This is a genomic window from Pseudomonas sp. 22189 (genome assembly GCF_052045635.1).
Lineage (GTDB): Bacteria > Pseudomonadota > Gammaproteobacteria > Pseudomonadales > Pseudomonadaceae > Aquipseudomonas > Aquipseudomonas parakoreensis.
Window position 1 is genome coordinate 16,557 of sequence record NZ_JBQEPG010000007.1, and the last position, 12,188, is coordinate 28,744.

The 12,188-nt window shown below is 59.6% G+C and carries 12 protein-coding genes and 1 pseudogene; 5 read left to right on the forward strand and 8 right to left on the reverse strand.

Annotated features, from left to right (window positions below; translation table 11 throughout):
• Positions 1 to 79: 79 nt before the first annotated feature.
• From ACTJKS_RS09115 to hutC, 5 genes are all read right to left on the reverse strand, one after another.
• Positions 80 to 1,048, reverse strand: coding sequence for an ABC transporter substrate-binding protein (locus ACTJKS_RS09115; protein WP_041071468.1), 969 nt, complete (start codon positions 1,046 to 1,048; stop codon positions 80 to 82).
• Positions 1,049 to 1,117: 69 nt separating this feature from the next.
• Positions 1,118 to 2,590, reverse strand: a complete 1,473-nt coding sequence (locus tag ACTJKS_RS09120; RefSeq protein WP_041071465.1) for a purine-cytosine permease family protein — start codon at positions 2,588 to 2,590, stop codon at positions 1,118 to 1,120.
• A gap of 143 nt (positions 2,591 to 2,733) precedes the next feature.
• Positions 2,734 to 4,416, reverse strand: a complete 1,683-nt coding sequence (gene hutU / locus ACTJKS_RS09125) for a urocanate hydratase (protein ID WP_262947718.1) — start codon at positions 4,414 to 4,416, stop codon at positions 2,734 to 2,736.
• Positions 4,417 to 4,874: 458 nt separating this feature from the next.
• Positions 4,875 to 5,447: a HutD/Ves family protein gene (locus ACTJKS_RS09130; protein WP_108181422.1), complete on the reverse strand. Its 573-nt coding sequence runs from the start codon at positions 5,445 to 5,447 to the stop codon at positions 4,875 to 4,877.
• On the reverse strand, positions 5,444 to 6,112 hold the full coding sequence (hutC, locus tag ACTJKS_RS09135) for a histidine utilization repressor (RefSeq protein ID WP_230679353.1): 669 nt from the start codon (positions 6,110 to 6,112) through the stop codon (positions 5,444 to 5,446). Before hutC ends, ACTJKS_RS09130 begins: the two co-directional genes overlap by 4 nt.
• 188 nt (positions 6,113 to 6,300) lie before the next feature.
• On the opposite strand from hutC, the gene ACTJKS_RS09140 reads away from it, so the two are divergent.
• Positions 6,301 to 7,665, forward strand: coding sequence for a formimidoylglutamate deiminase (locus ACTJKS_RS09140; RefSeq protein ID WP_108181421.1), 1,365 nt, complete (start codon positions 6,301 to 6,303; stop codon positions 7,663 to 7,665).
• 120 nt (positions 7,666 to 7,785) lie between these two features.
• Here ACTJKS_RS09140 and ACTJKS_RS09145 read toward each other — a convergent pair whose 3' ends face one another.
• A complete protein-coding gene (locus ACTJKS_RS09145; RefSeq protein WP_041071454.1) occupies positions 7,786 to 8,355 on the reverse strand; it encodes a lipocalin family protein in 570 nt (189 codons plus the stop codon).
• A 31-nt stretch (positions 8,356 to 8,386) separates the two neighbouring features.
• Positions 8,387 to 8,641, reverse strand: coding sequence for a hypothetical protein (locus ACTJKS_RS09150; protein ID WP_003220802.1), 255 nt, complete (start codon positions 8,639 to 8,641; stop codon positions 8,387 to 8,389).
• A gap of 294 nt (positions 8,642 to 8,935) precedes the next feature.
• Between ACTJKS_RS09150 and ACTJKS_RS09155 the strand changes: the two are divergent.
• From ACTJKS_RS09155 to ACTJKS_RS09170, 4 genes and pseudogenes are all read left to right on the forward strand, one after another.
• Positions 8,936 to 9,958 (forward strand): annotated as a pseudogene (locus ACTJKS_RS09155) (cache domain-containing sensor histidine kinase); the annotation flags it as partial.
• 93 nt (positions 9,959 to 10,051) lie between these two features.
• Positions 10,052 to 10,816, forward strand: a complete 765-nt coding sequence (locus tag ACTJKS_RS09160; RefSeq protein WP_371260421.1) for a methyl-accepting chemotaxis protein — start codon at positions 10,052 to 10,054, stop codon at positions 10,814 to 10,816.
• A 150-nt stretch (positions 10,817 to 10,966) separates the two neighbouring features.
• Positions 10,967 to 11,239, forward strand: coding sequence for a type II toxin-antitoxin system Phd/YefM family antitoxin (locus ACTJKS_RS09165; RefSeq protein WP_262947715.1), 273 nt, complete (start codon positions 10,967 to 10,969; stop codon positions 11,237 to 11,239).
• Complete coding sequence (locus ACTJKS_RS09170) at positions 11,236 to 11,568, forward strand: type II toxin-antitoxin system RelE/ParE family toxin (RefSeq protein ID WP_262947714.1); 333 nt, start codon at positions 11,236 to 11,238, stop codon at positions 11,566 to 11,568. The genes ACTJKS_RS09165 and ACTJKS_RS09170 overlap by 4 nt, the downstream gene beginning before the upstream one ends.
• A 10-nt stretch (positions 11,569 to 11,578) precedes the next feature.
• On the opposite strand, the gene ACTJKS_RS09175 is transcribed toward ACTJKS_RS09170, so the two are convergent.
• The gene (locus ACTJKS_RS09175; protein ID WP_262947713.1) at positions 11,579 to 12,187 is read right to left on the reverse strand and encodes a DUF924 family protein; all 609 of its coding nucleotides are present in this window, start codon (positions 12,185 to 12,187) and stop codon (positions 11,579 to 11,581) included.
• Between the last annotated feature and the right edge of the window lies 1 nt (position 12,188).

The window sequence follows — 12,188 nt, forward strand, 5'->3', positions numbered from 1 at the left end:
GGCTCTCAATCAGAAATCTCAATCAAGCGATGACGGCATATCTCCCGGCCAGCCTCACGGTTAGCCGGGAGGTATCGACCTACAGCGCCGCGTCGATTTTCTTGGCTGCGTCGTCACTGACCCACGCGTGCCAGACCTCAGGATGTTCCTTGAGGAAGATTTTCGCCAGTTTTGGCGACTCGATACGTTCCTTCGCCATGCGGCCCAGGTTCTGGTTCAGCAGATCGATCGGCAGATTGACCTTCTCCAGCACGGCCACCAGTTCCGGCGCCTGTTCGTGGAAGGTTTTCGACAGACCGACCTTGATGCTCACGCTCTTGTCGACGCCCGGTTTTTCTTCAAGTTTGACCGCGTCGATCTGGCCCATCAGCGGGGTTGGCGACCAGTAGTAGAACAGGATCGGCTCGCCACGCTTGTAGCTCGACAGCACCGCCGCATCCAGCGCCGGGCCGGTGCCCGGACGGAAGTTGGTGTAGCTGTTTTCCAGGCCGTAGCTCTTGAGCATTTCGCTGTTGTCCAGCTCACAGGTCCAGCCCGCCGGGCAGTTGTAGAAACGGCCCTTGGACGGCTCTTCGGCGTCCTTGAAAATCGTCGCGTATTTGCCCAGATCGGCAATGTTTTTCAGGTCCGGGGCTTTTGCCTCGATCTTGCGTTTGGCATCGCCTTCGATCACGTAGCGCGGCACGTACCAGCCTTCGATAGCGCCGACGATCGGGGCGCCGACACCGACGACTTTGCCGGCCTTCTCAGCCTTGTTCCAGACTTCGCTGCGGCCGACCCACTCTTCGGCGAACACTTGAATGTCGTTGCTGCTCAAGGCGTTCTCCATGGTGATGGAGTTGCCCGGCAGACTGTCGGTCTTGCAGTCGTAACCTTTCTCCAGCACCACTTGCAGCACGTCGGTCAGCAGCATGCCGCTTTCCCAGTTCAGGCCGGCGAATTTCACCGGTTTGCCGGATTCGCACCAGCCGGCAGCCTGGGTGGCGCCGGCACTGGCCAGCAGGCCCATGGACAGCAGTGTGGTGAGCAGGGTCTTGTTCGATTTCATTATTGCGACGCTCCTAATCATGAATTGGCTTACGGCAGTCAAGAGGCATCCAGCCCTGTCCACGTCCAATCAGGCCTGCGCCGCAGCGCGCCCGGCCCCACTTTTTTCAGGTTGTACAACACTGTTCTGCTCGAGCGGCAAAATCAGCTGATCAGGCACCGAGCCGTGCCATTTTTTTGCGCACAGGTAATACAGCGCGGCAGGCAGCACCAGGCCGATGATCCAGGAAATATCCACGTCACCGAGGGCAGCCACTAGCGGGCCGGTGTAGAACTTGGTGGAGATGAACGGCAGCTGCACCAGCACACCGAACACATAGACGCTGATCCCGAGCAGGTTCCAGCGGCCGTAGCGACCATTCGGATCGGCCAGCGCCGGTACGTCATAGCGTTCACGAGTGATGCAGTAGTAGTCGACCAGGTTGATCGCGCTCCATGGCGTGAAGAACGCCAGCAGAAACAGGATGAACGACTTGAACGCACCGAGGAACGAGTGCTGGCCAAGCAGTGCGATCAGGGTCGCCGCACCGACAATCACCAGCACGAACACCAGACGCTGCAGGCGCGAGACCGTCAGGTGCCCACGGAAACCGCTGATGATCGTGGCGATGCACATGAAGCTGCCGTACGAGTTCAACGTCGAGATGGTGACCTTGCCGAAGGCGATGCTGAAGTACAGCAGCGCCGCCGTGGCACCGGTGCCGCCCAGCCCGACGATGTAGGCCACTTCATGCCCGGCGAACTGGCCGTTGGCCGACGCCGCAGCGAACACGCCAAGGACCATCGCCACCTGCGCGCCGATGACCGAACCGGCGCCAGCGGCAAAGAAGGTTTTCACCGAGGAAACCTTGCTCGGCAAGTAACGCGAATAGTCCGCCACATACGGGCCGAAGGCGATCTGCCAGGACGCCGCGAGCGACACTGCCAGCAAGAAGCTGCTCCAGCTGAAGTGACGGATCTGCAACAGGGCGCCCACATCCACCTGACTCAGCAGGCGGCTGAACAGATACACAAAGGCAATCACGCCAATGACGCTGGCAACCCGGCCGATCCAGTGGATCACCCGATAACCGAGCACGGTGACCACCACGATGACACTGGCAAACAGCAGGATGCCGACGGTGTCGCTGACCCCGAATAACTGGCCCAGCGCCTGACCGGACAGCACGGTGCCGGTGGCGGTAAAGCCCAGGTACATCAGGCACACCAGCACGATCGGGATCGCCGCGCCGTAGACGCCGAATTGCACGCGGCTGGAAATCATCTGCGGCAGACCCAGCTTCGGCCCTTGCGCCGCGTGCAGCGCCATCACGCCGCCGCCGAGCAGTTGACCGATCAACAGACCGATCAACGACCAGAACACATCACCGCCCAGCACCACGGCCAGGGCCCCGGTAACAATCGCGGTGATTTGCAGATTCGCACCCATCCACAGGGTGAACTGGCTCAACAGACGACCGTGTCTTTCCGCTTCCGGGATGTAGTCGATCGAACGCCTTTCGATCAACGGTTTGTTACCTGCACGATCGGGGGTTACAGCCATGATTCAACCTCTGTGGATTGTTATTCTGGGTTGGTTCCTACACCTGTAGGAGCTGTCGAGTGAAACGAGGCTGCGATCTCTTGACCTTAAAAAATCAACATCAAAAGATCGCAGCCTTCGGCAGCTCCTACAGGGCTATCGGTTTATTTACCGGTAATCATCGGCAGGTTCAGCCCCTGCTCCTTCGCGCAGTCGATGGCGATCTGGTAACCGGCATCGGCGTGACGCATGACGCCAGTGGCCGGGTCGTTGTGCAGCACGCGCGCAATACGCTCGGCCGCTTCGTCAGTACCGTCGCAGACGATCACCATGCCCGAGTGCTGCGAGAAGCCCATGCCCACGCCACCACCGTGGTGCAGTGAGACCCAGGTCGCGCCGCTCGCGGTGTTCAGCAGCGCATTGAGCAGTGGCCAGTCGGAGACAGCGTCGGAACCGTCCTGCATCGATTCGGTTTCGCGGTTCGGGCTGGCGACCGAGCCGGAGTCGAGGTGGTCGCGACCGATCACGATCGGTGCCGACAGCTCACCGCTGCGCACCATTTCGTTGAACGCCAGACCGAGCTTGGCACGCAGGCCCAGACCGACCCAGCAGATACGTGCCGGCAGACCCTGGAAGCTGATGCGCTCGCGGGCCATGTCCAGCCAGTTGTGCAGGTGGGCGTCGTCCGGGATCAGCTCTTTGACTTTGGCGTCGGTCTTGAAGATGTCCTGCGGATCACCCGACAGCGCCGCCCAACGGAACGGGCCGATGCCACGGCAGAACAGTGGGCGAATGTAGGCCGGGACGAAGCCCGGGAAGTCGAACGCGTTTTCCACGCCTTCTTCCTGCGCCATCTGACGGATGTTGTTGCCGTAGTCGAAGGTCGGGATGCCTTGCTTCTGGAACGCCAGCATCGCTTTGACGTGGACCGCCATCGATTGCTTGGCGGCTTTGATCACGGCAGCCGGCTCGGTCTTGGCGCGGGCGCGGTACTCGTCCCAGGTCCAGCCCGCCGGCAGGTAGCCGTTCAGTGGGTCGTGGGCACTGGTCTGGTCGGTGACCATGTCCGGACGCACGCCGCGCTTGACCAGTTCCGGGAGGATTTCTGCGGCGTTACCCAGCAGGGCGATGGAGATCGCTTTGCCTTCGGCGGTGTATTTGGCGATGCGTGCCAAGGCGTCGTCGAGGTCTTTGGCTTGCTCGTCGACATAACGGCTTTTCAGGCGGAAATCGATGCTCACCTGCTGGCATTCGATGTTCAGCGAGCAGGCGCCAGCCAGAGTTGCAGCCAGCGGCTGAGCACCGCCCATGCCGCCCAGACCCGCGGTCAGGACCCACTTGCCTTTGAGGTTGTCGTTGTAGTGCTGGCGACCGGCTTCGACGAAGGTTTCGTAGGTGCCCTGAACGATGCCCTGGCTGCCGATGTAGATCCAGCTGCCGGCGGTCATCTGGCCGTACATGGCCAGGCCTTTGGCGTCGAGTTCGTTGAAGTGTTCCCAGCTCGCCCAGTGCGGCACCAGGTTGGAGTTGGCGATCAATACGCGCGGGGCGTTGCTGTGAGTCTTGAACACGCCGACCGGTTTGCCCGACTGCACCAGCAGGGTTTCGTCGTCATTCAGATTGGTCAGGCTCTCGACGATCTTGTCGTAGCACTCCCAGTTACGCGCGGCGCGACCGATACCACCGTAAACCACCAGCTCTTTCGGGTTCTCGGCCACTTCCGGATCGAGGTTGTTCATCAGCATGCGCAGCGGCGCTTCGGTCAGCCAGCTCTTGGCGGTCAGCTTGTTGCCGCGTGCAGCGCGGATCTCGACGTCACGGTACTTAGTAGGTTTTGTGTCAGTCACGAAAAAGACTCCTCAGCGATCAATTCAAACCAACCCTGGCAGTGGGCAAGCAGCCTGTGCGCCTCAATGCGCGACAAGCGAATCAGTGGACGCTGCGGACTTATACGCATACGTCTTTACTTGTACATACAAGCATATGCAATCAAGCGGCCAACTCACTGAAGAGCCGTTCAAGAAAAATCGCGAACAGGGCTACAGAGCGCTGGAAACAAGGGTTGTGGCGCGGATGAAATTTTTTGCGGGGGAGAATTGAGGTCGCGGAAGATCGTTACGAACCCGTGGCTTTGCGCCACGCTGGGGCGTTCGGTAACAAGTTGGTGCGCTGAGGGAAACAGGAATCGAAATGCAATTGTGGTGAGGGGATTTATCCCCGATGGAGCGCGTAGCGGTCCCAAAAGGTCTGCTGCACCGCCATCGGGGATAAATCCCCTCACCACAGGAGTGTTACCAGAGTTGGATCAGCGTGCCGTCAGCTCGATCACGCAGCACGCGGCATTGACCGCGACTTCAACCAGACCGATGTTACCGTGCAGTTGCAGGCAATCATGTCGGGCCAGTTGCGCAGTGCTGTCACCGACCCGCACTTGCAGCAGCTCGCTGACACTGAACACCAGCACCGTCGAGGCCGAGCTGAAAAACCGCTGTTCACCGTCCAGCCACTGCAACCGCGCGTGGTAACGCTGCGGTGCGTAAATCAGGTTGAAGTCGCGTATCGCACCGCCGAGCAAGGTGCAGGACACTTGGCTTTCGCCGCTGAATGCAAACGGGTCCAGCGGTAACAATGGACGCGTGTCATCACCATCGACGCACAAGGTCATGCCGTCACCCTGCAACACGGTGATAACTCGCTGGTAACCGGCAAAGGTCGAGAAACCGCCCGACTCGGCAATGTCGGCAATCGACAGACGCCAGCCAAAACCATCCAGGCCAGCACCGGCGTCACGGGTGATCTCTTCGGTGCTGCCGCCGCCGTTTTTCCACGGCATGCGCGGGTAACCTTCGGCGCGTAAAACTTTCACTTCACTGCTCATTTATGAAAGCGTCCTTCCAGACGATGACGAGAACCGGGATGAATCAGGCGCGCCGCCGTCACCGGCTGACGGCCCGACCACGTACGACGACGGATCAACAGGCACGGCTCGCCTTTCTCGATCTGCAGCAACTTGCACTCGGACGGCTCGGCGAGGATCGCTTCGACCACGTGCTCGCCTTCAGTCAACGGCGCGACCTGGTTGAGATAGGCGTAAGGGGTTTGCAGGGTGAAATCCTGCTTGAGGTATTCCGGAGCGACCAGCGCGTTGACGAAACGGTCTTCGATTTGCACCGGAATGTCGTTTTCGTAATGCACGATCAGCGAATGGAAGACCTTCTGCCCTTCGCGCATGTCCAGCGCCAACGCGCGCTCGGAGCCGGCGGCCTCTTCTTCGAGGGTGATCACCTGACAGGTGTGGCGATGCCCACGGGAGGCGATTTCGTCGGCGATGTTGTGCACTTCGAACAGCGCAGACTGGCTCTTCGGTTCGGCGACAAACGTGCCGACACCTTGCATGCGCACCAGCAGGCCGTCGGCGGTCATTTCGCGCAGCGCGCGGTTGATGGTCATGCGGCTGAAACCGAGCTGGCTGACCAGTTCGCTTTCCGACGGCACGCGGTAGTGCGGTGGCCAGTTACCGCTGTCGATCTGCTGGGTGATCATCTGTTTGACGCGGGCGTACAAGGGCGCCGGACTGTCGCCCAGGTTCGCGGCCAACGGGGAGACTGGAGGCGGAGTCGGCACGGTGGATCCCTGTTCATTGGATGAAGGTTGCTAGCTTGCCGGAGTTTACCGGGCAGGCAAACGTCTGTATATGTATATACAAATAACACACGATGGGGTGCTGAACCATGTCCGCCTTCTTTGCCGAACGCGCGCTGCTGCCTAACGGATGGGCCAACCATGTACGTCTCGAAGTCAGTGCCGATGGCATGCTGACCCGAATCCAGGCCGATTCCACCGCAGATGGCGCCGAGCGGCTGAGCGGTCCGCTGCTGCCGGGCATGCCCAATCTGCATTCCCATGCCTTCCAACGCGCGATGGCGGGACTGGCCGAAGTGGCTGGCAATCCCAACGACAGCTTCTGGACCTGGCGCGACCTGATGTATCGCCTCGTCGGAAAAATCAGCCCGGAGCAGCTCGGCGTGATTGCCCGTCAGCTGTACATCGAAATGCTCAAGGCCGGTTACACCTCGGTTGCTGAATTCCACTATGTGCACCACGACAACAACGGTCAGCCGTATGCCGATCCGGCCGAACTGGCACTGCGCATCAGCCAGGCAGCGAGCGACAGCGGCATCGGTCTGACCCTGTTGCCGGTGCTTTACAGCCATTCCGGATTCGGCGGCCAAACGCCCAATGACGGGCAGCGCCGCTTTATCAACAGCACCGAAAACTATCTGAACCTGCAAGCGCGCCTGCAGCCGCTGCTGGCTCAGCAAAAAGCGCAATCGCTGGGGCTGTGCTTCCACTCATTGCGCGCGGTCACCCCGCAACAGATCAGCGAAGTGCTGGCGGCGAGCGACAAGCAGTGCCCGGTGCACATCCACATCGCCGAACAGCAGAAGGAAGTCGATGACTGCCTGAGCTGGAGCGGTCGTCGGCCGCTGCAATGGCTCTATGAAAACACCGAAGTCGATCAGCGCTGGTGCCTGGTTCACGCCACCCACGCCAATCCCGAGGAAGTCACGCTGATGGCCAAAAGTCGCGCCATCGCCGGCCTGTGCCTGACCACTGAAGCGAATCTGGGCGACGGGATTTTCCCAGCGGTGGATTTCCTCGCCCAGGGCGGACGCATGGGCATCGGTTCCGACAGCCATGTGTCGCTCAGCGTGGTCGAGGAATTGCGTTGGCTGGAATACGGCCAGCGTCTGCGCGACCAGCGGCGCAACCGTTTGTATGGGGCGGATCAGCCGATGGTCGGGCGCACGCTGTATGACGCGGCGCTGGACGGCGGGACGCAGGCGTTGGGGCAGCCGATTGGCGCGCTGGAAGTCGGCAAGCGTGCCGACTGGATCGTGCTCGACGGCAATGATCCGTATCTGGCCACGGCCAGTGGTGACGGGATTTTGAATCGCTGGTTGTTCGCTGGCGCTGACCGACAGGTGCGCGATGTATTGGTCAATGGCCAGTGGGTGGTGCGCGATGGCCGGCATGCAGGCGAAGAGGAAAGCGCACGCGCCTTCACCCAGGTTCTGCGCGAACTTTTAGGCTGACACAAAACAAAAATGTGGGAGCGAGCCTGCTCGCGAAAGCGGTGTATCAGCAACATTTTCGTTAACTGACACANCCTCTTCGCGAGCAGGCTCGCTCCCACATTTGATTGGTGGTGGTCTTTAATTCGAAGTCTTCGCCATCTGCCGATCCGACGCTCGCCAGATCAGTCGCGTGGTGTCGTAACCCTGCTGACGCGCCTTGCTCAGCAACTCCTCACGCACCACACCGTTGACGGTCGGCGTGCGGGACAGCAACCACATGTACTTGCGGCTCGGGTCGCCGACGATGGCGGTCTTATAGTCGTCGCTGACGTACAACACCCAGTATTCGCCTTTCGCCACTCCGGGAATCAAGCGCGAGAACCAGGTATCGAATTCGACCCACAGCTTGTCGGTCTTGCCTGGCACCTGTGGATAAGCCTTGCCTTTGGCTTCTTCCCATTGCCAGTCGGCGGTCAAGCAACGATTGAGCACGTCGACGTTGCCGTCCGGCCTTAGCGAATAATGGGCTTCGGATTGCGCGCAGTTGCGCTGGAAGTACATCGGCAGGCGCGCCAGTTCATACCAGGTGCCCTGATAACGCTTGAGGTTGACACTGTGAGCCGTCTTGGGCGCCAGCGGATCTTCACCGTGAGTGGCGCAGCCGGCCAGTACCAGGCCGGCAAAAAGGACGAACAATAACCGCTTCATTATTTTTCTCCCGTGGGCGCTTGGCCCCGGTTTACTTCAGGCCTTGGCCAGAAAACATCAGCACTTTGTCACCGGCGTACTGCACGCTGATAAAGCTGTTTTTGTCGCCCCAGGTGCAACTGGACATGCCGAGCGCACCCGAACAGTCGGTGGGTTTGCCGAGCAGCGTCTCAACCTCGGCCTTGGCCATGCCGGCCGAAAGCTTGGAATAGTTTTCCTGATTGACCTTGCTGCACGCGGCCAACAGCACGCAAAAAGTCAGAAGGGCGATAGATCGCAGCGACATGAAGTAACTCCTGGAGCGGAAGGGGGATGGCATGGTGCCAACCAGAAGCTTAGAAGAGAAAACCCTCATCTGGTTCCCTTCAGAAATGGCTATTTATCGCTCCGCTCGTCTGGCATTTATCGGCAAATCAGACACTTTCTGCGGCTATTGAGCATTTCGTCGCATTTCACCAAAGACGCCTAATCTTTGGCGCACAGCGGTCGAAATAAGAGCAGCGCAAAGCCCCCGAGTGTGGCAAATTGCCGCCCTTTCTCGACCAGCCCCTTCGCGGTAGTTCATTCGATGACCAGAAACATGAAATTCAGCCACAAGATCTTGTTGGCTGCCGCCCTCGTGGTGGCCGTTGCGTTCGCCTGTTTCATTTTGTTCAACGACTATCGACAACGCGAAGCCCTGAGCAGCAGCACCGAAGCCTCGATGCAGGAGCTGGGGAGCCTGACGACCAGCAACATCCAGACCTGGCTGGAAAGCCGCATCCAGTTGCTGCAATCGCTGGCGCAGCAGGTCGCCGCCGACGGCAGCGCGCCGGCCAGCCTCAAGCGCATCATCGACCTGCCCGCCTACACCGGCAATTTCCAGCTCAGCTATTTCGGCGGCGCTGACGGCGTGATGTTCTCGGTACCCGCCGGTAACCGTGCGCCGGATTACGACCCGCGCGTCCGTGGCTGGTACAAGGCCGCCAACAGTGCGCAGCAGACCATCGTCACCGAACCCTACATCGCCGCTTCGTCGGGCAAACTGGTGATCACCGTCGCCACCCCGGTGCAGCGTCAAGGCCAGATGATCGGTGTGGCCGGCGCGGATATCGACCTGACCAGCGTCAGCGCGATCATCAACTCGCTCAACTTCGGTGGCCACGGCCATGCGTTCATCGTCAGCGCCGATGGCAAGATCCTGATTCACCCGGACAGCAAACTGGTGTTGAAAACCCTTGCCGAGGCTTATCCGAACGGTGCGCCGAAAGTCAGCCCGGGCCTGAAAGAAGTCGAATTCGACGGCAAGACTCAACTGATCTCGTTCACCCGCGTCAACGGCGTGCCATCGGCTGACTGGTACGTGGCGCTGGTGCTGGACAAGGACACCGCGTTCTCGATGCTCAGCGAATTCCGCACCTCGGCGCTGATCGCCATGGTGATTGCCGTGGTGATCATCATCGCCCTGCTCGGCATGCTGATCCGCGTGCTGATGCAACCGCTGCTGACCATGGGCCGCGCCATGCACGACATCGCCGAAGGTGAAGGCGACCTGACCAAACGCCTAGTGATCCACGGCCACGACGAATTTGGCGCACTGGGTCTGTCGTTCAACCGCTTCGTCGAGCGTATTCATACCTCGATCCGCGAAGTGTCGTCGGCCACCGGGCAAGTCAACGAAGTCGCCTTGCGTGTGGTCGCGGCCTCGAACTCGTCGATGTACAACTCCGACCAGCAAGCCAGCCGCACCAACAGCGTGGCCGCGGCGATCAACCAGCTCGGCGCTGCCGCCCAGGAAATCGCCCAGAACGCCGCTCTCGCCTCGCAGCACTCCAGCGATGCGCGCAGCCTGGCGGTCGACGGTCAGCAGGTTGTGGATAAAACCATTCACGCGATGCAGCAGTTGTCGGCAAAAATCAGCGACTCCTGCGGCAACATCGAAACCCTCAACAGCAACACGGTGAACATCGGCCAGATTCTGGAAGTGATCACCAGCATCTCGCAGCAGACCAACCTGCTGGCGCTCAACGCCGCCATCGAAGCGGCCCGCGCCGGTGAGGCTGGCCGAGGTTTCGCCGTGGTCGCTGACGAAGTGCGCAACCTCGCGCACCGCACTCAGGATTCGGCGCAGCAAGTGCAGAAGATGATCGAAGAGCTGCAAGTCGGCGCGCGTCAGGCGGTGAGCATCATGACCGAGAGCCAGCGCGAGAGCGAAAGCAGCGTGGGCATCGCCAACCAGGCCGGCGAACGTCTGGGCAGCGTGACCCAGCGCATCGGCGAGATCGACGGGATGAACCAGTCGGTGGCTACCGCGACAGAGGAGCAGACCGCGGTGGTCGAGTCGATCAACGTCGACATCAACGAGATCAATACGCTGAACCAGGAAGGTGTGGAGAACTTGCAGGCGACCTTGCGTGCGTGTTCGGATCTGGAGCAGCAGGCGGCGCGGTTGAAGCAGCTGGTGGGCAGCTTCAGGATCTGAGGCGCTGCGAGTGGCGTATTCGCGAGCTGCTGGCGATGACGGCGTTAGCGACGATTGAACTTTGAGTTGAAATACGCTGGTCAGCTCGCACTGACGATGGACTGAATTAAGACTAAACTCAGTCCTATTCAATTTGGGCGAGAATCAAACATGAAGCTTTCATCGCAAATCAAACCGATCAGCTACCTCAAAAGTCATACAGCGGAGATCGTCAAGTCGATCACTGAAAGCCGTGAGCCATTGGTCATTACCCAAAATGGTGAAGCCAAGCTTGTAGTTATGGACGTGAAAAGCTTTGAGGAGCAGGAAGACACAATGGCTTTGCTGAAGCTATTGGCAATGGGCAATCGGGAGATTGAGGAAGGCAAGTATCGAGAGGCTGAGGACGTTTTCGCGGACTTGGACAGGGCCGACCATCAATGAGTTTAAAGGTCGGTATTCTTCAGTCCGCACAAACAGATCTCAAAGAACTCCGTACCTACCTTATCAAACAGTTCTCGAGTCAGACGTGGCAGAGTACCTACGCTGATCTCAAGATCGCCATTCTTGGTCTCGCAGACCTTCCTTATTCCGGTTCAATCCCCGAGGAAATCGAGAAGCTCAATCTTGGTCAATACCGACAAATCATTTCCGGGATGAACCGAGTCATTTATGAAGTCAGGGAAAAAACCGTCTTCGTTCATATCATTGCCGACTCAAGAAAAAGCCTGCCTTCACTTTTGATGAAGAGACTGTTGAACGGCAATCCTTGAATTCAACAAATCAGAACCGTGACCCAGGCTGACTGAGAAACGCCAACTCCTCAGCCGTCGACTCCCGCCCCAACACCGCATTGCGATGCGGAAACCGTCCAAACCGTGCAATCACCTTCTGATGCCGCTCGGCATAGTCCAGGTTATCGGCAAACACCGCCCGCTCGGCTTCCGGCTGTTCAGCCAGCAGACCGATAAAGCGTGAAACGGCTTCGTTCTGCACCGCGAGGTTTTCGCAGTGTTCGAACACCAGATAAATGAATACCCGCTGAATCGGCTTCAGTTTCAGTTGCCGATCGAAATCCGCCGCAATGCCCTGCGCGACAAGTTTCTGCGCACGCAGGTCACCCGAGAATGCTTTGGGCGTGTCGCGAAAGATCATGCGCGGCAGTTGATCGAGCAGCAGCACCACCGCCAGCCAACCTTCGGGACGTTGCGTCCACTCGGCCAATTCGCCAGCGAGGGCCTGATCGACAAAGACCCCGAAACGCTCACGCGCTTCGAGGTCTTGGCGGTCTTTCTTGCCGAACCACAACGTGCCCTTGTCAGCCGATATCTCGCGCGGTGATTCGGCGTGTCCGAACCACCAGTCGAGCAGCGGCTGCCAGGGCGTGTTCACG